Annotated in this window: 18 protein-coding genes; 15 read left to right on the top strand and 3 right to left on the bottom strand. The window is 34.0% G+C overall.

From position 1 onward, the window contains the following. Positions 1–101 precede the first annotated feature (101 nt). A complete protein-coding gene (locus IV513_RS07410) occupies positions 102–1,460 on the top strand; it encodes a chloride channel protein (RefSeq protein ID WP_209389972.1) in 1,359 nt (452 codons plus the stop codon). Here IV513_RS07410 and IV513_RS07405 read toward each other — a convergent pair. Continuing rightward, positions 1,457–1,843, bottom strand: a complete 387-nt coding sequence (locus IV513_RS07405) for an immunity 22 family protein (RefSeq protein WP_209389971.1) — start codon at positions 1,841–1,843, stop codon at positions 1,457–1,459. The genes IV513_RS07410 and IV513_RS07405 overlap by 4 nt on opposite strands. 220 nt (positions 1,844–2,063) lie before the next feature. Between IV513_RS07405 and IV513_RS07400 the strand changes: the two genes are divergently transcribed. From IV513_RS07400 to IV513_RS07375, 6 genes are all read left to right on the top strand, one after another. Next, positions 2,064–4,163 (top strand): M13 family metallopeptidase, encoded by a 2,100-nt coding sequence (locus IV513_RS07400; RefSeq protein WP_209389970.1) that lies wholly within the window; start codon positions 2,064–2,066, stop codon positions 4,161–4,163. Between the two features lie 118 nt (positions 4,164–4,281). Beyond that, positions 4,282–5,307, top strand: a complete 1,026-nt coding sequence (mutY, locus tag IV513_RS07395; RefSeq protein ID WP_209389969.1) for an A/G-specific adenine glycosylase — start codon at positions 4,282–4,284, stop codon at positions 5,305–5,307. A gap of 51 nt (positions 5,308–5,358) precedes the next feature. After that, positions 5,359–5,916: a gliding motility lipoprotein GldD gene (gene gldD / locus IV513_RS07390; protein WP_209389968.1), complete on the top strand. Its 558-nt coding sequence runs from the start codon at positions 5,359–5,361 to the stop codon at positions 5,914–5,916. A gap of 83 nt (positions 5,917–5,999) precedes the next feature. Continuing rightward, on the top strand, positions 6,000–6,923 hold the full coding sequence (locus tag IV513_RS07385; protein ID WP_209389967.1) for a PfkB family carbohydrate kinase: 924 nt from the start codon (positions 6,000–6,002) through the stop codon (positions 6,921–6,923). A gap of 88 nt (positions 6,924–7,011) precedes the next feature. Beyond that, positions 7,012–8,379, top strand: a complete 1,368-nt coding sequence (locus IV513_RS07380; protein ID WP_209389966.1) for a peptidylprolyl isomerase — start codon at positions 7,012–7,014, stop codon at positions 8,377–8,379. A gap of 71 nt (positions 8,380–8,450) precedes the next feature. Next, positions 8,451–9,440 carry a nitronate monooxygenase family protein gene (locus IV513_RS07375; protein ID WP_209389965.1) on the top strand — a complete coding sequence of 330 codons (990 nt, stop codon included), beginning with the start codon at positions 8,451–8,453 and terminating at the stop codon, positions 9,438–9,440. Positions 9,441–9,518: 78 nt separating this feature from the next. On the opposite strand, the gene IV513_RS07370 is transcribed toward IV513_RS07375, so the two are convergent. Then, positions 9,519–9,797: a rhodanese-like domain-containing protein gene (locus tag IV513_RS07370; RefSeq protein ID WP_209389964.1), complete on the bottom strand. Its 279-nt coding sequence runs from the start codon at positions 9,795–9,797 to the stop codon at positions 9,519–9,521. 109 nt (positions 9,798–9,906) lie between these two features. On the opposite strand from IV513_RS07370, the gene queG reads away from it, so the two are divergent. From queG to IV513_RS07330, 8 genes are all read left to right on the top strand, one after another. Then, positions 9,907–10,845 carry a tRNA epoxyqueuosine(34) reductase QueG gene (queG, locus tag IV513_RS07365; RefSeq protein ID WP_209389963.1) on the top strand — a complete coding sequence of 313 codons (939 nt, stop codon included), beginning with the start codon at positions 9,907–9,909 and terminating at the stop codon, positions 10,843–10,845. Positions 10,846–11,008: 163 nt separating this feature from the next. Further along, the gene (locus IV513_RS07360) at positions 11,009–12,274 is read left to right on the top strand and encodes a mechanosensitive ion channel family protein (protein WP_209389962.1); all 1,266 of its coding nucleotides are present in this window, start codon (positions 11,009–11,011) and stop codon (positions 12,272–12,274) included. 99 nt (positions 12,275–12,373) lie between these two features. Next, a complete protein-coding gene (locus IV513_RS07355; protein WP_209389961.1) occupies positions 12,374–13,093 on the top strand; it encodes a pyridoxine 5'-phosphate synthase in 720 nt (239 codons plus the stop codon). A gap of 96 nt (positions 13,094–13,189) precedes the next feature. Then, the gene (locus IV513_RS07350; RefSeq protein ID WP_209389960.1) at positions 13,190–13,975 is read left to right on the top strand and encodes an alpha/beta fold hydrolase; all 786 of its coding nucleotides are present in this window, start codon (positions 13,190–13,192) and stop codon (positions 13,973–13,975) included. Between the two features lie 117 nt (positions 13,976–14,092). Continuing rightward, positions 14,093–15,109, top strand: coding sequence for an NAD-dependent epimerase/dehydratase family protein (locus tag IV513_RS07345; protein ID WP_209389959.1), 1,017 nt, complete (start codon positions 14,093–14,095; stop codon positions 15,107–15,109). Then, complete coding sequence (locus IV513_RS07340; RefSeq protein ID WP_209389958.1) at positions 15,109–16,878, top strand: long-chain fatty acid--CoA ligase; 1,770 nt, start codon at positions 15,109–15,111, stop codon at positions 16,876–16,878. The genes IV513_RS07345 and IV513_RS07340 overlap by 1 nt, the downstream gene beginning before the upstream one ends. Positions 16,879–16,982: 104 nt before the next feature. After that, the gene (locus IV513_RS07335; protein WP_209389990.1) at positions 16,983–18,065 is read left to right on the top strand and encodes a diphosphomevalonate/mevalonate 3,5-bisphosphate decarboxylase family protein; all 1,083 of its coding nucleotides are present in this window, start codon (positions 16,983–16,985) and stop codon (positions 18,063–18,065) included. Between the two features lie 166 nt (positions 18,066–18,231). Then, entirely contained in the window at positions 18,232–19,149 is a 918-nt protein-coding gene (locus IV513_RS07330) for an acyltransferase family protein (protein ID WP_209389957.1), read from the top strand. A 59-nt stretch (positions 19,150–19,208) separates the two neighbouring features. Here IV513_RS07330 and IV513_RS15930 read toward each other — a convergent pair whose 3' ends face one another. After that, the gene (locus IV513_RS15930) at positions 19,209–19,340 is read right to left on the bottom strand and encodes a hypothetical protein (protein WP_262897335.1); all 132 of its coding nucleotides are present in this window, start codon (positions 19,338–19,340) and stop codon (positions 19,209–19,211) included. Between the last annotated feature and the right edge of the window lie 134 nt (positions 19,341–19,474).

Below are 19,474 nucleotides of genomic sequence, written 5' to 3'. Positions count from 1 at the left end.
TAAATACTTGTTAATTATTTTGAATTATGGATGTCTAAATTTTAACATCATTTTTGAATGTTTTTTTTCAGATTTCGTAAAATTTGATTTAAATTTGAACTATGCGTGGAATACTCATCTACATCCGTAAAATTCTCAAAAAATCTTTTGACAATATCCGAAACGAACAGCTGAAAAATAATCTTCTTCAGGCAATTCCTTTTTGGATAGGTTCGATAATTACAGGTTTTTTTGCAGTAATGTATGCGAAGATATTTGCTTGGGGAGAAAATCTCTTACATTTTATATTGAATTGGAATGATTGGATGATTTTTATTATTGCACCTATAGGTTTTGTTCTGTCTTGGTGGTTGGTGAAAGAATTTGCTCCGAATGCTAAAGGGAGCGGTATTCCGCAGGTGATGGCGGCTGTAGAATTGGCAAATCCCAAAGAACACCGTAAAATTCCTAACCTTCTGAGTCTGAAAATTATTATTTTCAAAATTATTTCTTCGGTAGTTTTGGTCATTGGAGGTGGAGCAGTCGGAAGAGAAGGTCCTACTATACAGATTGCAGGATCTATATTCAGAAAAGTGAATGAATATCTTCCCGAATGGTGGCCCAAGATTTCCAAGAAAAATATGATTATGACCGGAGCTGCGGCGGGATTGGCTGCGGCATTCAATACTCCTTTAGGCGGAATTGTTTTTGCGGTGGAAGAACTTTCGAAAACACATATCAATTATTTTAAAACAGCACTTTTTACGGCTGTAATTATTGCAGGTTTAACTGCACAAACTTTGGCAGGTTCTTATCTTTATTTAGGATATCCTAAAACTGGCGATGTTTCTCTAATGGTGATGTTTCCTATTATTTTAGTTGCGGGAATTTCGGGGATTTTGGCAAGCCAACTTTCTGTAAGTATGCTGAAAATTAACCGTTGGAAGAAAAATAAACTCAAAACCAATAAAGCAAATGTGATTTTTTTGGTGGCTTGTGCATTAATTATTGCGTGTATCTCTTTTTTTATCAGTCAGGAAATTCTTGGTTCCGGTAAAGAAATTATGGAGCGTATTCTCTTTACAGAAAACAAACATGAAGCTTGGTATGTTCCATTATTAAGAATGTTGGGATCGGCACTTTCCTTTACTTCTGGTGGAGCGGGAGGAATTTTTGCTCCGGCTTTAACGGCTGGTGCAAGTATAGGGTCTGTTATTTCGGGAGTTATACATTTATCTCCGAATGAAACCAATGTTGTGATACTTGCCGGAATGGTTGCTTTTCTTACAGGAATTACCAGAGCTCCGTTTACATCAGCCATAATTGTTTTGGAAATGACAGACAGGCATTCTCTTATTTTTCATCTGATGCTTGCCGGAATGATTTCTTCCATAGCATCAATATTAGTAAGCAGACATTCTCTTTACGATGTTTTGAAACATACTTTTCTTACGGAACTGAGAAGCGAAGATAAACCTTAAAATTCGAATTCTATTCCGCCTAAATAGGTTAAAGAAAAATCGTCATTTTCTAAGGATTTTGGCTGCGGAATTTGTCCGTGGCTTACAAAAATTAAAGAATTAACCTCAAATTTAAGGTTCATTTCGTTCATTCTATTTACTAAAACAGGTAACCACTGTTCGGCAAAAGAATATTCGGCAAAATGTTGTATGCCTTCTTCAAAACCATATTCCAGTAAATCTTGGTCGAACCATACAGTATCCTGAGATTCAGCAAATTTAGAAATATAGCTGTCATCAGATTCTTCGTTAGTGTAATAATTTTCGTCTTCTTCTACGAAGTTGTAAAAATCTTCTTCAGTCTGGAAATTTCCTACCCAAAAGTCTAAAATCTGCTTATTCATAATGTTATTTAAACGTCAAAGGTAATATTTGTTGGGAGAAATACGAAATCATTATTTAACATAATTTCTTATATTTGATCTAATCATAATGGTAAACTTAGCTTAGTTAATATTAAAATTAAATCCTTTAAAATAAAAATTTATATGAATTTCCATCATGATTCAGGAACGGAAAATAAATGAATATGGTGAAATCACATTTAAATTTAAAATTAAAAATATGAAAAATGTAAATATTGCAGTTCTTGCACTTTCAGGAATTGTATTTTTAAATTCTTGTGGCGCATCCAAAAATACAGTCGCTAATCAATCTAAAGAACCGCAGCCTGAAGCTGTGACAGAAACCCCGAAAAAAGAGATGCCGGAAGAAGGTCTGAATCTTTCTTATATGGATAAAAGTGTTCGTCCGCAAGACGATTTCTTTAATTACGTGAACGGTAATTGGATTAAAACCACGCAAATTCCGTCAGATAAAGCCAGTTGGGGATCTTTTAATGCATTGAGAGAAAATGTAGATGATGCTTCTTTATCGATTCTGAATAAAATTTTATCAGAAAAATATGCCGATGGTTCAGAAGGTCAGAAAATTCAGAATTTGTACGCTTCTTTTATGGATATAAGCACGAGAAATGCTGAGGGAATTACCCCTATTAAATCTGATTTAGCCAAAATTGATGCAATTAAAAATGTAAATGATCTTCAGAAATATCTTTTGGAAGCTACAAAACTGGGCGATAATTCTTTTTATGGATGGAGAGTGGGTGCAGACCTGAAAAATTCTAAAATGAATGCTGTTTATCTTGGAGGTCCGGATTTGGGATTGGGAAGAGATTATTACCAAAAAGTAAATGATGCGAATACTAAAACTTTGGCAGAATATCAGAATTATGTATCAAAATTATTTAGAGTTTTAGGATATAAAAATGCTAATCAGGCTGCAAAAAATGTAGTAGATTTTGAAAAGCAGCTTGCCAATTATCTCTTAACTTTAGAACAGAACAGAGATGCCAATTTAAGATACAATCCTAAAAATGTTTCTGAACTTTCAGGGCTGGTTAAAAATGTAAATCTGGCAAAATATCTTTCTGACGCAGGAGTGAAAACCGATAGGGTAATTATTGGAGAGCTGAAGTATTATCAGAATATGGATCAGTTTATCAATCAGAAAAACCTTCCTTTACTGAAAGATTACCTAAAATACCATATTATTAACGGAAATGCAAGTAATCTTGGTGATAATTTGGATACTATACGATTCGATTTTTATTCAAAATATCTTCAGGGACAAAAAGAGCAACGTTCTATGGATAAAAGAGGTTTAGCTCTTGTAAACGGCGTTTTGGGAGAAGCATTCGGAAAACTTTATGTTGATGAATATTTCAGCCCGGAATCTAAAAAACAGATGGAAATGTATATTGATTATATTTTGAAATCATTCAAAAACCACATCAATAACATGGATTGGATGTCGCCGGAAACTAAAGTGAAAGCACAAGAAAAACTGTCTAAATTTTCGGTGAAAATTGCCTATCCCGATCAGTGGAAAGATTATTCTAAGCTGAAAGTAGAATCGCCTTCGCAAGGTGCAACTTTGTATTCTAATCTGCAAAATGTTTCAGCTTGGCAATACCAGAAAAGTCTGGAAAAAGTTGGTAAACCGGTAGATAAAACAGAGTGGGGAATGTCTCCTCAAACTGTTAATGCTTATTACAGTGGCTCTAATAATGAAATTGTTTTCCCAGCGGCAATTCTCCAACCTCCGTTTTATAATCCTAAAGCTGATGCAGCAGTGAATTTTGGTGGAATTGGAGCGGTAATCGGGCATGAAATTTCTCATGGTTTTGATGATAGTGGCTCCAGATTCGATGGCGATGGGAATTTGAATAACTGGTGGACAGAGCAAGACAGAAAAAACTTTGATGCGAAAGTAAGTCAGTTGGCGGCACAATATAACGCTTATGAACCTGTAAAAGGAAGTTTTGTAAATGGTAAATTTACAAGTGGCGAAAATATTGGAGATTTGGGTGGAGTAGCGGTTGCTTACGATGCGCTTCAGATGTATCTTAAAGATCACGGAAATCCGGGATTAATAAGTGGTTACAACCAGGATCAAAGATTTTTTATGAGTTGGGCAACAGTTTGGAGAACCAAATCTACAGAACAGTATATGATGAATCAGGTAAAAACAGATCCGCACTCACCAGGATATTTCAGAGCGTTTGGACCGTTAGTGAATCAGGATTCTTTTATGAAAGCTTTTGATATTAAACCAGGAGACAAATTGTATAAAGTTCCGGAAGAAAGAATAAAAATCTGGTAATTTTAATAAAAAATGAAGCGGTCTTGTAAAAAAGGACAGCTTTTTTATTTTTTTTTCTATTCTTAAAAAGAAATAACAATATCTATCTTTACACCCTACAATTTTATTCTCATAACACTTGAAAAATAACCCCGATTTGCTCCATATAGGTACAAAACTGCTCAACTGGTATTATCAAAATGCGCGAGATCTTCCTTTTAGAAAGACCAAAGACCCATACAAGATCTGGATTTGTGAGATTGTTTTTCAGCAAACAAGAATTTTACAGGGGCTTAATCATTACAATAGATTTGTAGAAAGATTTCCAGATGTAAAAACATTGGCAGAAGCTTCAGAAGATGAGGTTTTACTGTATTGGAAAGGTTTGGGATACTATTCCAGAGCAATTAATATTCATAAAGCAGCAAAACAGATTATATCAGATTATAATGGCGTTTTTCCATCTCAGTACGAAGAAATTCTGAAACTTAAAGGTATTGGAAAATATACTGCTGCTGCAGTTTTCAGTATTTGTTTTAAAGGAAAAATGCCGGCTGTTGATGGTAATTTTTACAGAGTTTTGAGTCGTATTTTTGCAGACGGTTTTGATATTTCCTCCTCTCAGGCATTTGCTTATTTTTCGGAATTATCTTATAGGATCATGCCAAATAATGTTGGAGATTTTAATCAGGCGATGATGGATTTGGGTTCGGAAATCTGTAAGCCAAGAAATCCGTTGTGCGGAGATTGTCCGCTTAATGAGGATTGTATTGCATTTTCTTTACAGAAAACTTCCCAATTTCCGGTAAAAACAAAAAAAATAAAAAGCGAAAATCTGAATTTGCAATACTTTTTTGTGCATCGGGAAGAACAGTTTTTAATTCAGCAAAGAAAAGATGATTTTATTTGGAAAAAATTATTTGAATTTCCAACTGCCATTCCAGAAGTTTTACAGCAGTTCAGCAAAGGATGTAAAACTTTTCAGCATAAGCTTACCCATAAAAATTTGAGTATAGATATCTATGATGTTGAGGTAACATCCAACGAAATTTGGGATCATTTTGTTTCGGAACATGATTATTTAGTGACAGATTTAGAATCTTCCGTAAACAGATCATTTCCTAAACCTTTAGAAAACTACATTCAAAATCTGCTGAAAGACTGAAATTTGAAGTGTAAGTTAGACGAAATCAAATCTAATTTGTATTTTTGCCAAATGATAAAAAAAGTCATTTTTCTTTTTGTTTCAATGCTTATTATTTCCTGCGGTAAGGAAGCATCGCCAAAGCCTTATGGTGAGCTTAGACTAGAATATCCGGCTCCGAAATATAAGAAGTTCGATCCCAACTGCAATTATTCTTTCGAAATTTCAGATTTTGCTAAGATTTATGATGCTAAAAAACCTTGTTGGTACTATCTGAATTATCCCAAAATGAAAGCAAAGATTTTTCTTACTTATTATCCTATAAATAATGACTTTGCCCAACAAATTCAGGAAACAGAAAAAATGGTTTATAAACATACCATTAAGGCAAGTTCAATAGATACCAAGTCTTTCGAATATCCGGATAGAAAAGTGTATGGCAATTTTTATGAACTGAAAGGTCAGGCTGCATCCAATTTACAGTTTTATGCTACAGACAGCACAAAACATTTTGTAACAGGATATTTATATTTCAACTCCAGACCAAAACCAGACTCTCTTGCTCCGGCAATAGATTACATCAAAAGAGATGTTATTCATCTTCTGGATACATTCGAATGGAAAAAATAAAATGAATTAAGATTAAGAAATCGCATGATGAGAAAAATAAAAATGCGGTGGATGATTACCTTTAAATAATATATAAAATACATATGAAACTATTAGTCGTAGGAAGCGTGGCATTTGATGCAATTGAGACGCCGTTTGGTAAGACAGATAAAATTTTAGGAGGAGCAGCAACTTATATAGGTATTACATCTTCTATTTTAGGAGTAAATTCTGGGATTGTTTCTGTAGTGGGAGGCGATTTTCCACAAGAGCACCTGGATATGTTCAACAAAAGAAACGTAAATATTGAAGGTATTGAAATCGTAAAAGATGGTAAAACCTTTTTTTGGGCAGGAAAATATCATAATGATCTCAATACCAGAGATACTTTGGCAACAGAAGTGAATGTTTTGGAAAATTTTGATCCAAAAATCCCAAATTCTATGCAGGATGCAGAGATTTTGTTGTTGGGAAACCTTCATCCCGGAGTTCAACTTTCTGTTCTTGAGAAAATGAACGCCCGTCCTAAACTTGTAATTCTTGATACCATGAATTTCTGGATGGATTCTGCGATGGATATCTTGGAGCAGATGATTGCAAAAACAGATGTAATCAGCATCAACGATGAAGAAGCAAGACAGCTTTCCGGAGAATATTCTTTGGTTAAAGCAGCTAAAAAAATCCATGAAATGGGACCTAAATTTGTCATCATTAAAAAAGGTGAGCACGGAGCACTTTTATTTCATGATAATAAGATTTTTGCGATTCCGGCACTTCCTTTAGAAGATGTTTTCGATCCTACAGGTGCAGGAGATACTTTTGCGGGTGGTTTTGCGGCTTATCTTGCTAAAAAAGGAAAATTCGATTTCGATACGATGAAGTCTGCTCTTATTGTAGGTTCTGCAATGGCATCATTTACTGTAGAAAAATTCGGTACAGAAAGATTGCAGCAGGTAACCGAAGCAGATATTACCAACAGACTTGCACAGTTTAAGGAATTAACAACTTTTAATGTAGAACTTCAGTAATATTCCTTTTTTTAAGAAATATTTATAATAAAAAATTGAGTGCAATTCGCTAAGAATTATAATTTTGCAACTTGTTTAAAAATTTAAAATGACAAATAAACTAAAAATCACTTTTCTTCTTGGAGTGTTGATGATGTTTTGTTCGCTAAACATAAATGCCCAGCTTAAAAAAGGACAGTTGGTAGATGGTATCGCAGCCGTAATTGGTGATGAAATCGTATTAGAATCTGATGTTGATGAGCAAATTAACTACGGAAAACAGCAGGGGATTGCCACAACCAACAGATGTGAATTTTTGGAACGTCTCATCAACAATAAGTTTTTGGTGTATGCCGCTAAAAAAGATACCCTTATTGAAAACCGTTCTGCAGCAATTAAAGAACAAGTAAATGCAAAATATAAGCAGTTTCTTTCTCAGTTTCCGGACGAAAAAACGATGCTTGCAGCATATAAATTCAGAACTTCGTATGAACTGAAAAATGCAATAGAAAAAATTGATACAGATCAGTATTACGGGCAAGAAAAATATAAAAGAATTACCGAGAAAGCAGATGTTACTCCAAACGAGGTTACCGATTTTTATAATTTATACAAGTCTCAGCTTCCTGAAGTAAAAGATGAAGTTTCTTTATCACAGATTATGATGTATCCTGAACTTACAGAAGCTCATAAAAACGAATTAATCGACAAGCTAAAAAAAATAAAAGCAGATATCCAAGGCGGAGAAACTTTTGAAAGTCAGGCAAGAATTTATTCTGAAGATGAGGGTTCTGCTGCAAATGGTGGTTTATATAAAAACATCAGCAAAGGACAGATGGTGAAGCCTTTTGAGGCTGCTGCTCTCAATTTGCAGGAAGGTGAAATTTCAGATCCTATAGAATCTGAATTTGGTTACCATATTATACAGTTGGTGAAGAAGTCCGGGAAAAATTATGATGCAAGACACATTCTTCTAAAGGCAATTCCGACAGACTCAGAAATGGCATCTGCGAGAAAAAAATTAGACAGCATTAGAGGGTTAATTTTAAATCAGAAAATTACGTTTAAAGATGCAGCTTTCAAATATTCGGATGATAAAAGAACGAAATTCAACGCCGGTGTTCTCTCTGGAATTGATGGTTCCAACAAAATTGAAAGAGAAAGCCTAGCGGGAACAGTTACTTATGAACTTGCAGGTTTAAATAAAGGAGATATTACCACAGCATTTGATGATGTGATAGACCGCGACAGAAAAGTAGTTAAAATCATAAAAATTGAAGATGTAATTCCTGCCCATCATATACAACTGGAAACCGATTACGACAGGATAAAACAAATGGCTCTTAATAAAAGAAAAAACGAAATGGTAGAGAAGTATGTGAATACTAAATTGCCTACTACTTTTATTAAAATAGACAGCAGATACGATAACTGTAATTTCAGTGCCAACTGGAAAAAAGAAACAGGAAAAAAATAAATACCAAAACCTTCAGATCTTCTGAAGGTTTTTTGTTTTCAGACATCAATAAAATTTGGTATTTTTACGCTATGAGTAACTTTATAGATTTCGGAACGGCTAAAAAGCTTCATAATATGCACGAAAATAGTAATAGAATTACAGAACTTTTCAATATAAAATATCCTATTATTCAGGGCGGAATGATTTGGCATTCGGGATGGCGTTTGGCATCTGCAGTTTCCAATTGCGGAGGTTTGGGCTTAATTGGTTCTGCAAGTATGTATCCCGATATTTTGCGCGAAAATATTCAGAAATGTAAAAAAGCTACAAGCAAACCTTTCGGGGTAAATGTAGCATTGCTTTACCCGAATTTAGAAGAAATTATCAATATTATTTTGGAAGAGGAAGTGAAAATAGTCTTCACTTCTGCCGGAAATCCCAAAACCTTTACGGAAACTTTACAGAAAGAAGGGATTAAAGTTGCCCATGTGGTTTCATCTACAAAATTTGCAGTGAAATGTGAAGATGCAGGAGTTGATGCAATTGTCGCTGAAGGTTTTGAAGCTGGTGGACATAATGGAAGAGACGAAACAACAACACTCTGCCTTATTCCGAATGTGAAAAGAAATATCTCAAAGCCGCTAATTGCAGCAGGCGGGATAGGATTGGGCTCTCAAATGAAAGCTGCTATGATTCTCGGGGCAGACGGAGTGCAGATTGGAAGCCGTTTTGCTGCAACACAAGAGGCAAGTTCGCATAACAACTGGAAAGATAAAATTATAGAGCTTAAAGAAGGCGATACCCAACTTACATTGAAGGAACTCGCTCCTGTAAGAATGGTAAAAAATAATTTCTATAATGAACTGGAAAAAATATATGATGAAGGAAGAAATGCCGAAGCTTTGGTTGCATCTTTGGGAAGAGCAAGGGCTAAAAGAGGAATGTTTGAAGGCGATATGATTGAAGGCGAACTGGAAATTGGTCAGGTTTCTGCTTTAATTGATGAAATTTTGCCAGTAGAAAAAGTTTTCGAAAATTTGATAAAAGAATTTAATGATGCAAAAAATCCTGTTTTATAAACAGGATTTTTTGTTGAAAATTAGGCTTTATTTTTTGCTTCATTCAATAAAAAAAGGAACTCAAAAGTTCCTTTTAAATTATAGTTGAGATTTTAATTCTGCCCAGCCTCCGCCGTTATAACCGTCTTTTAGACCTTGAGAGTTAAGATATTCCAAAGCTTTTCCGCTTCTGTTTCCGCTTCTGCAGAACAAAACCACCGGTCCTTCAATAGACAAGATTTCGTCTTTTCTATCTTCCACTTCTCCTAAAGGAATATTTTGTGCACCTTCTATATTTCCGTCCATTTCAAGTTCCATAGGTTCACGAACGTCGATTAATGTATATTTTCCCGTTTGTAGTACATCTGCTAATGACATAATTTTTATTTTTTGGTTAAAATTAATAATTCGAATTTCCATTCATCTAATAATGAAAATCAAAACAAACAAATTTATAAAATAATCTTAGTTTTGCAATGCGAAATTTATGAATTCAAACCCAGAAATTTATTCACAACTCATAAAAGCCAAAGCACACCGTTTTGGATTTCAGAATTGTGGAATTTCTAAAGCTGAATTTCTTGAAGATGATGCAAAAAACCTGGAGATCTGGCTGAAAAACAATTACCACGGAGAAATGAAATATATGGAAAATCATTTCGATAAAAGATTGGATCCGAGATTGTTGGTAGAAGATTCAAAATCGGTTATTTCGCTCTCTTATAATTATTTTCCCGAAGAAAAAATTTCATCGTTAGAAAATTTTAAAATTTCTAAATATGCGTATGCTGAAGATTATCACGAAGTTATAAAAGATATTCTGAGAGATTTGGTTGCTGAACTTCAGGATGAAATTGGCGAATTTTCTTTCAGGGTTTTTGTGGATTCTGCTCCGGTTATGGAAAGAAGCTGGGCAAAAAAATCAGGAATTGGCTGGGTGGGTAAAAATGCCAATCTCATTACCCGACAAAGCGGTTCATTTTATTTTTTGGCTGAAATTATTTGCGATCTTGAGCTGGTGGCAGACCATGAAACCAAAGACCATTGCGGAACATGCAGAAAGTGTATAGATGCCTGTCCAACAAATGCTATCGTTTCGGACAAAATTGTGGATGGAAGTAAATGTATTTCCTATGCTACAATAGAACTGAAAAATGAAATTCCGGATTATTTTCAGGATAAGATGGAAGATTGGATGTTTGGCTGCGATATTTGTCAGGATGTTTGTCCTTGGAATCGGTTTTCTAGTCCGAATTTGCAGCAAAAATTCAAGCCTAACAATTCGTTGTTAAATTTTAAAAAAAATGATTGGAAAGAGCTCACACAAGAACTTTTTTCAGAAATATTCAGAAAATCACCGGTAAAGCGTACAAAATTTGCAGGCTTGAAAAGAAATATAGAATTTTTAGGCAGATCTGAAGAATAAGATCGGTTAGTATGGCTTAATTTTTCTGAGTTATAAATGCCAAACAGCAGGAAATTGCTAATTTTGCGTAAGTAAAATATTCACGCATTATTTTTTTTATGTTTTATTAGGTGAAAAGGTACGATTATGGGTGTTTAATCTCGATGATAAACGATTTTTTAGGATGAAAGACGAAATAAAAGATACCAAGAGTTTTTTTCAGGAGCAGAGTGAGCAGTTGTATGTGTATATTTCAAATATAGCACCGGAAGGTACCGCATTTATATTTCACATTATTGTAAAGCTTACATTGCTGCTGATTATTTTCTTGCTGTTCGATTTTATATTTAAAGTCATCATCAATCAGGTATTTAGATTTTTCAGAGATGAAAACAGATTTCCGGTAATTAAATCGGTTTACGAATCTAAAATCACCAATTCTCTGGCGCATTTTACCGCTTTGGCAATAGTGGGAGGGATTCATCAGTCAATTTTTACGGGAGCTTTGAAAGATACTACGATATTTATCGTGAGAAGTGTTAATCTCGGGATGGTATTCATTCTTGCAGGTATGCTTTACAGAGCGTTAAAAGGTTTCAGGTATTACTTTACCATAAAGCAGGATTATTACAAAGTAATGGCGATAAATGCTGTTTCCGAAACCATAAAAATTCTAGGAATCTTCATATTTACCATTGTTGGAATCTGTGTAATTTTCGGAATTAAAGGAACTACCATTGTAGGGAGTTTGGGAGCGATTACGGCGGTTCTGGTATTGGTTTTCAGGGATACCATTCTGGGATTCGTTACCGGGATTCATGTTGCAACGTCTAAAAGCCTGAAAGTAGGCGACTGGATCGGGATTCCTAAATATAATATTGAAGGTAATATATTGGATATAAGTCTTTTAACTACAAAAATTTTAAATTTTGATAAAACAATTTCTTCGGTTCCTACCTATGATTTATTGACAACGGAGATTAAAAATCTTCAGGTAATGTCGGAATCCAACACGCGGAGAATAAAAAAATCAATTTTCTTTAATATTAATTCGTTCAAATTTTTAACCGATGAAGAAATAGAGCGTTTAAAAGAAATTAATCTCATTTCTGATTATTTAGCTAAAAAAGAAGATGAAATTCATAAAGAAAAAATGGATTTGAGGAACAGTAATAAAATCATCAACGGAAGACAGCTTACCAATATTGGAGTTTTTAGATATTACGCTCAGAAATATTTAGAAAACAATCCGGATATAGTGAAAGACAACACCATAATGGTACGCCAGTTAGAAATTACCACGCAAGGGCTTCCCATGGAAATTTACTGTTTTGCCAACGATTCAGAATGGAAGCGTTTCGAACAGATTCAGGCAGATATTTTCGATCATTTACTGGTGGCTTCCAAAGAATTTGATTTGCAGATTATGCAGATAGGTTTGCCGAAATAAACATAATTTGAGAATTAAATTTTAAAAAAATAATACAGTTAAATATAATTTAGGATGAATTTTTCAAAGTTTGAATTGTATTCATCATCCAACACAATCATGACAAAGCTAAGTGTAAACATTAATAAAATTGCTACATTAAGAAACGCCAGAGGTGCAGAAACGCCCAGCGTAACAGAAGCTGCAGTTAAAATTCAGGAATTTGGAGCTCACGGCATTACCATTCATCCAAGACCTGATGAAAGACACATTACCAGAAAAGATGTGTATGATCTAAAACCTTTGGTAACCACAGAATATAATATTGAAGGAAACCCTCATCGGAAATTTATTGATATGGTTCTGAAGGTAAAGCCTGAACAGGTAACTTTGGTTCCCGATGCAGATGATGCAATTACTTCTAATGCAGGTTGGGATACTAAAAAGCATCTTGATTTTCTTACAAAAATTATCTCAGAATTTAAAAATGCAGGAATCCGTACCTCTATTTTCCTTGATCCTAACCCTGAAATGGTGGAATACGCCGCAAAAACAGGAGCAGACAGAATAGAGCTGTACACAGAAGCGTATGCTAAAAATTATTCGGCTAATAAAGAAGAGGCTATTAAAACGTATTATGAAACCGCTGTAAAAGCAGCAGAATTTGGTTTAGGAATTAATGCAGGGCACGATTTAAGTCTGGATAATTTAAAATATTTTGCAGACAATATCCCCAATCTTTTAGAGGTTTCCATTGGTCATGCTCTGGTTTCCGAAGCCTTATATATGGGAATGGAAAATACGGTACAGGCATATCTCAAAAGACTGGCTAAATGGTAAATGAGATATCGGATTTTAGACTTTTGGGTAATCGTTTTCTAAAAAAGAATCCAATGGTCATCTGAAATCTGTTGTCTGAAAATTTATATAAAAAATATGGAAATCTTACATTCAAAAATATTTGGAGAAAATCTTTCTTCTACGCCACTTTTAGTCTTCCATGGTTTGTTTGGAATGCTGGATAACTGGGGAAGTTTCGGAAAAGAATTGGGCGAATTTCTTCCGGTACATTTAATAGATTTAAGAAATCACGGCAGAAGTTTCCACTCAGAAAATATGTCTCATGATGATTTGGCTACCGATATTGCCAATTATATGAATCATTACGGGATAGAAAAAGCCCATGTTTTGGGACACTCTCTGGGCGGAAAAGCAGTAATGCAGTTTGCAATTAGCTATCCCGAAAAAGTGGATAAATTAATTGTAGTAGATATCGGTCCGAAAGCATATCCGCCACATCATCAGGGAATTATTAAAGCATTAGAAACCGTAAATTTCGATGAGGTAAAATCCAGAAATGAAGTAGAGCACATATTATCACAATATATTCCGGAAAAATCTACCATTCAGTTTTTGGCAAAAAATCTTTATTGGGAAGAAAACGGAGATTCTAAAAAGCTGAACTGGAGATTCAATCTGAAGACACTTTCAGAAAAATACAATCAGTTTGTATCTAATGCAATTAAATTTGGAGTTTTTAATGGTGAAGCTTTATTTATTGCCGGTGAAAAGTCCAATTATATTTTGCCGCAAGACGAATTTTCAATTAAACAGCAGTTTCCGAAAGCTCAGTTTGTGAAAATTAAAAATGCTGCACATTGGGTTCAGGCAGATAATCCTGTAGATTTTGCTGCGGCTGTAAAAGAATTTTTAAAAATTTAAAGCCTGAAACGGTGCCTTTTTAATGAGGAATAAATTCAATCTAAAAATTGTATCTTTTAGCCTTTAATAATTTATATTTCCGCAAATTTGCAGAATCATTAAAATTTATTTCAATTTATGGTCTTAGTAACGGGTGCTACCGGAATTTTAGGCAGAGTTATTGTTCTTGAACTTTTAAAAAAAGGGAGAAAAGTAAGAGCTGCCAAAAGACCTTCTAGCAATATTCAGGAAGTTAAGGAATCTTACCGCTTCTATACCGAAAATCCCAATGTTTTTTTTGATAAAATAGAGTGGGTTCATGTAGATTTTGATGATTTTTTTTCTCTCGAAATGGCTCTGAAAGATGTTACAGAAGTCTATCACTGTGCAGCTAAAGTAAGCTTTCATCCAAAAGATGAAAAAGAGATGTATCATACCAACATCAAAGGCACAGAAAACTTATTCTATGCCTGCGAAAATTCTTCGGTTGAAAAGTTTCTTCATGTAAGTTCTATTGCTGTTTTGGATACGTTAAACGAAAACGGTGTGCTGGATGAGAATTCAGACTTCAATCCTAAAGAAGAGCATTCTGCTTATGCAATTTCTAAACATCTTTCTGAAATGGAAGCGTGGAGAGCTTCTGCAGAAAATTTAAATGTTATCATCATTAATCCCGGAATGATTGTAGGAAGCGGAAATTGGGGAAAAAGCAGTGGTGATATATTCCCGACTTTTGAAAAAAACAGTTTCACATTTTCTGGCGGAACAAGCTATGTTGATGTGAGGGATGTTGCAGAAATTTCTCTTCTCTTAATGGAAAAAAATGCTTTTGGAGAACGCTTCATTCTCATTTCTGAAGGAAAAAAATATACAGAAATAGCTGGTCAGGTTCGAAGTAAACTGAGATTGAAAGATGCTAAAATAATGTCTAAATCTCTGTTGAATTTCGGAAGAATTTTGAACATTCTATTCGGATGGCTGTTTCCTCCACTAAGGATGATTACCAAAACGAATATTGATGCAATTACGAGCATGACTGTAATTTCAAATCATAAAATAAAGGAAAAATTAAACTATCAATTTATTCCGATCAAAGAAAGCATCGCCTTTCATCTCAATAACTATATTAACGACAAAAAGCTGAATACAAAGTAATGAATCTTGCAGAGGTAATCATCAAAAAAAATGTAGAAAAACATCCTTTAAAATCAGCAGTTGGCTTTAAGAAAAAAGATGCAGGCTGGAAAGAACTGAGTTGGAATAAATTAAGCGAAATTATTTATAAAACTGCCAATTCCCTGAAAAATATGGGGATTGAGGAAAATGACAGAGTCGCCATTTATGCAGATAATTCTGCAGAATGGGTAATTTTTGATTTAGCCATAATGTCTATTGGAGCTATTACGGTTCCTATTTACTCTACCAATAATCAGGAACAGGCAGAATTTATCCTGAAGGATTCTGGTTCTAAAATGGTTTTGGTAGGAAATCAGATTCAATACGATGCTTGTCTGGCAATTTTGCAGAAAGAAGAGACCGAATTAAAGTCTATAATTATATCAAAAAAAGCAGTTTGGATTAAAAAAGAGTTCAGCAGTTTTTATCTGGAAGATTTTATTGCCAAATCATCATCAAAACTGGAATTTACGCCCAGAGAAAAAGATGATACTGCTACCATTATCTATACTTCGGGAACCACAGGAAATCCTAAAGGAGTTGTTATTCCGCACGGAAATTTCATCAATGTCTTTAATGCCCATTTTGAGTATTACCAATTTAAAAATTTTGAAGAAGAACTTTCTCTAGCTTTTTTACCATTAACGCACGTTTTCGAAAGAAGCTGGAGTTTACTTTGTTTATATGGCGGTGCAAGAGTTTATTTTCTTGAAGATCCTAAAGATATTGCCAAAGCATTGGTAGAGGTAAAACCTACAATGATGTGTACGGTTCCAAGGTTTTTGCAGAAGGTTTTTGCAGGAGTTTTAGATAAAGCAGAGGAAGGTTCACCTTTAAAAAAGAAAATTTTCGGTTGGGCATTGCAAAACGGAAAACAGACCGCCGAATATAAAAGAACAGGAAGTAAAATTCCTTTTGGCTTAAAATCGAAAGAAGCCATTGCGAATTTGTTGGTTTACAGCAAAATTAAAGAAAAGCTGGGAGGCAGACTTTGGTTTATTCCTTGTGGTGGAGCTTCTTTATCACCGGAAGTTACCCAGTTTTTCGAATCTGTAGATATCCATATCACTGTGGGATATGGGCTTACAGAAACTACCGCAACTTTAACGGCTTTTCCTTTCAGAAATTTTGTACACGGAACTTGCGGAAAAGCTTTACCCGGAGTAGAGCTGCGCATCGGAGAAAATGACGAAATTCAGGCAAAAGGAAACGGTATTATGAAAGGTTACTATAACCAGCCGGAAGAAACGAGGAAAGTCTTTACAGAAGACGGTTGGTTTAAGACCGGTGATGCCGGTAAAATAGATGCCGAAGGAAACCTGACCATTACAGACCGATTAAAGGATCTGATGAAAACTTCCAACGGTAAATACATCGCTCCCCAAATGGTTGAAAATCTTCTTACCAATAATAATTTTATCCAGCAGATTGTTTTAATTGCAGAAGGTAAACAGTTTGTTTCTGCCTTAATTGTTCCTAATTTTGAATTTTTGAAGGATTATCTAAAAAAGAATTCAATTAGTTTTATCAATTGGGAAGAAATTGTTCAGAAAAAGGAAATTATTGATTTTTATAAAGAGAAAATTAAAGAAATTCAGCAGCCTCTTTCGGATTTTGAAAAAGTGAAAAAGTTTACATTAATGCCCGCAGAATTTGAAATCAGCAGCGGAGAAATCACTCCAACCTTAAAAGTAAAAAGAAACATTGTTCTGAAAAAATATGCCGATATTATTGAGAAGATGTATTAATTTGAGGATAAAACCATAAAAGAGGAGCCCTGAAAGGGCGAAATAAAAATCCATTAGTATTAATTTTGTATTTTAATGAAATACAGTTTCTACATTTTTAAATGATGACAACAAACGAATTTTTAGGAAAAGAAAATTTTACCTTACAGAATACAACGGTTTCAGAAAGCTGCCCGTCTAATATTGCCTTAATTAAATACTGGGGAAAATATAAGGACCAAATCCCTGCAAACCCGAGTATCAGCTATACTTTGAATCACTGTAGAACCAATACTCAAATAGAATTTTCAGCAAATGAACCATTTTCAGTTCAGACCTTTCTTGCGGGAAAAGAAGAATTAAAATTTGCCGAAAAAATCGAAAAATATTTTAGAAATATCGAAAAATATTTACCTTGGATTTTAAAAGGAAAATATATTATCAAAACAGAAAATACTTTTCCTCACAGTTCAGGGATTGCAAGTTCAGCTTCAGGTTTCGGAGCTATTGCAAAATGTCTTATGCGTTTGGATGAACGATTTTCTTATGAAAGCCAAGATTCATCAATGGCCAATGATCTATCATCATTCATACTTAGAAAAGCGTCATTTTTAGCAAGATTGGGAAGCGGAAGTGCATGCAGAAGTCTGTATAATGGTTTGGTTGTTTGGGGAGAATCTGAAGAAGTATCAGGAAGTTCAGATCTATTTGCCGTTAAATATTCTGATGATGAAATTCATTCTGTTTTTAAAAATTTTAATGATTGGGTTTTGCTCATTCATGAAGGGGTTAAAAGTGTTTCTTCAACGGTTGGTCACGGTTTGATGAATACTAATCCTTACGCTGAAAGAAGATTTCAGGAAGCACGAGAAAATTTTGTTCCCATGAAAGAAATCCTGAAATCCGGAAATATGAAACAGTTTATACAATTGGTAGAACACGAGGCCTTAACGCTCCATGCGATGATGATGATGAGCGAACCTGCATTTATTCTGATGAAAACAGGAACTTTGGAAGTCATCAATAAAATTTGGGATTTCAGAAAATCTACTCATCTTCCTTTATTTTTCACTTTAGACGCCGGAGCCAATGTTCATCTTTTGTTCCCAAATGACGGTTCAGAAAAACAAATAAAGTCATTCATAGAATCTGAATTGCTACAGCATACTCAAAATAATGGAGTAGTGAAAGATGTAATGAAATGGTAAGAAAAAAGAAGTTTTTTATAATTGTAGTTTTTGTCTTGTTAATAGCTTTATTTTTTAACATATCTTTAGAAAAAGGAGCTACAGGAACTTGGGGGAAAAATAGAACAATAAGCTGGAGATGGGATTGGAGAAGTATTTTGCCTTTTTAAAATAAATATCTTCAATAATGGGAAGAAATTTATCTCTTGATATTCTCAAAATTATTCTTGCATTTTTCGTTGTGTTTCTGCACATGAATTTTCTGAAAGAATCTCATCCTATACTCAGTTATATTTTGGTAAATGGGATTTTTAGATTGGCGGTGCCTGTTTTTTTAATAATCACGGGTTATTATTTTTTTCATATAGATAATAAAGAAAAACTGAAGAAATGGCTTTTCAGAACTTTATTGCTGTATGTTGTTTGGATGGCTATCTATTACTCTTTTTGGAAAAATACAGATGATTTTCTTCTTACTATTATTTTCGGCTACCACCATTTGTGGTACTTAATCGGTACTTTTTTTTCGGGAATTATTCTTTTTTATCTTAGAAAAATGTCTTCAGGAGTTTTAATAGCGATTATTGCAGTTTTATTCTTAACAGGTTACTGTATACAGGTATTGGGGAATCTTCATATTCTGAAAAATGCAAACGATTCTCTGCTGAATAATTATTTGATATACCGTAATTTCTTATTTGTCTGTCTGCCTTTTTTAAGCATTGGTTTTTTAGTCAATAAAGAAAAGGTAAGCCTTAGCAATATTAAATATTCATCAGTTTGGGTTTTTATAGGGTGTGTTTTGGTCGGTTTAGAAGCATATTTCAACTATATATTCATTAGCCACGAAAATACAGATATTTTGCTTTCTCTGTTTTTTACCAGTCCTATCCTTTTTTTGTATGCACAGAAAAGATATGTAAAAAGCACCTCTAAAATATTGGCAAATTTATCTACCGCCATTTATTTTGTTCACCCTTTTATTATGAAATCGAGTTGGTTTGTAGAAATTAAATCATTTAAAGTTCTTATTTTAATCTCAGTATTAATACCGGTGAGTATTGTATTGGTTTTTATCAATAAAAAACTTAAATATCTTTTGTAGTTAGTTAGGGATTGAAAAAGACAGCCAAAAGTTGTCTTTAAATATGTTTTGAAATGATTTTAATTGAAATCGTAATTAATAATAACAATCCTTAGCAGAAAATGTACAAAATCTTCATCTGCTTTATTTCTGTTGATGAGTTTATTTTTATAGTCGTAAGAAGTAAGAGTTCTTGTTAAGTTCTTATACATCTCAAAATCTTCATCCTTTCAACTTTATTTTTATAGGTAATGTGGTCAAAAATAGTTGGTGTTTTTGTCAAAAATAATTCGTAATATTTTGCGGTTGATTGGAAGAGGAAGTGAGCAATGCTGAGGAGCAACTT

The organism is Chryseobacterium sp. RR2-3-20, assembly GCF_017808115.1.
GTDB classification, from domain to species: Bacteria; Bacteroidota; Bacteroidia; order Flavobacteriales; family Weeksellaceae; genus Chryseobacterium; species Chryseobacterium oryzae.
The sequence above is the reverse complement of the archived record's forward strand: the minus strand, read 5'-3'. Positions and strand labels throughout refer to the sequence as shown.

What these genes read in the sequence shown, in the direction of transcription:
- IV513_RS07340 (WP_209389958.1), top strand. Translation starts at nt 15,109, where the DNA reads ATGAATCTTGCAGAGGTAATCATCAAAAAAAATGTAGAAAAACATCCT.
- IV513_RS07360 (WP_209389962.1), top strand. Translation starts at nt 11,009, where the DNA reads ATGAAAGACGAAATAAAAGATACCAAGAGTTTTTTTCAGGAGCAGAGT.
- IV513_RS07410 (WP_209389972.1), top strand. Translation starts at nt 102, where the DNA reads ATGCGTGGAATACTCATCTACATCCGTAAAATTCTCAAAAAATCTTTT.
- IV513_RS07335 (WP_209389990.1), top strand. Translation starts at nt 16,983, where the DNA reads ATGACAACAAACGAATTTTTAGGAAAAGAAAATTTTACCTTACAGAAT.
- IV513_RS07350 (WP_209389960.1), top strand. Translation starts at nt 13,190, where the DNA reads ATGGAAATCTTACATTCAAAAATATTTGGAGAAAATCTTTCTTCTACG.
- IV513_RS07385 (WP_209389967.1), top strand. Translation starts at nt 6,000, where the DNA reads ATGAAACTATTAGTCGTAGGAAGCGTGGCATTTGATGCAATTGAGACG.
- IV513_RS07330 (WP_209389957.1), top strand. Translation starts at nt 18,232, where the DNA reads ATGGGAAGAAATTTATCTCTTGATATTCTCAAAATTATTCTTGCATTT.
- queG (WP_209389963.1), top strand. Translation starts at nt 9,907, where the DNA reads ATGAATTCAAACCCAGAAATTTATTCACAACTCATAAAAGCCAAAGCA.
- IV513_RS07355 (WP_209389961.1), top strand. Translation starts at nt 12,374, where the DNA reads ATGACAAAGCTAAGTGTAAACATTAATAAAATTGCTACATTAAGAAAC.
- gldD (WP_209389968.1), top strand. Translation starts at nt 5,359, where the DNA reads ATGATAAAAAAAGTCATTTTTCTTTTTGTTTCAATGCTTATTATTTCC.
- IV513_RS15930 (WP_262897335.1), bottom strand. Translation starts at nt 19,340, where the DNA reads ATGTATAAGAACTTAACAAGAACTCTTACTTCTTACGACTATAAAAAT.
- IV513_RS07345 (WP_209389959.1), top strand. Translation starts at nt 14,093, where the DNA reads ATGGTCTTAGTAACGGGTGCTACCGGAATTTTAGGCAGAGTTATTGTT.
- IV513_RS07400 (WP_209389970.1), top strand. Translation starts at nt 2,064, where the DNA reads ATGAAAAATGTAAATATTGCAGTTCTTGCACTTTCAGGAATTGTATTT.
- IV513_RS07370 (WP_209389964.1), bottom strand. Translation starts at nt 9,797, where the DNA reads ATGTCATTAGCAGATGTACTACAAACGGGAAAATATACATTAATCGAC.
- IV513_RS07380 (WP_209389966.1), top strand. Translation starts at nt 7,012, where the DNA reads ATGACAAATAAACTAAAAATCACTTTTCTTCTTGGAGTGTTGATGATG.
- IV513_RS07405 (WP_209389971.1), bottom strand. Translation starts at nt 1,843, where the DNA reads ATGAATAAGCAGATTTTAGACTTTTGGGTAGGAAATTTCCAGACTGAA.
- IV513_RS07375 (WP_209389965.1), top strand. Translation starts at nt 8,451, where the DNA reads ATGAGTAACTTTATAGATTTCGGAACGGCTAAAAAGCTTCATAATATG.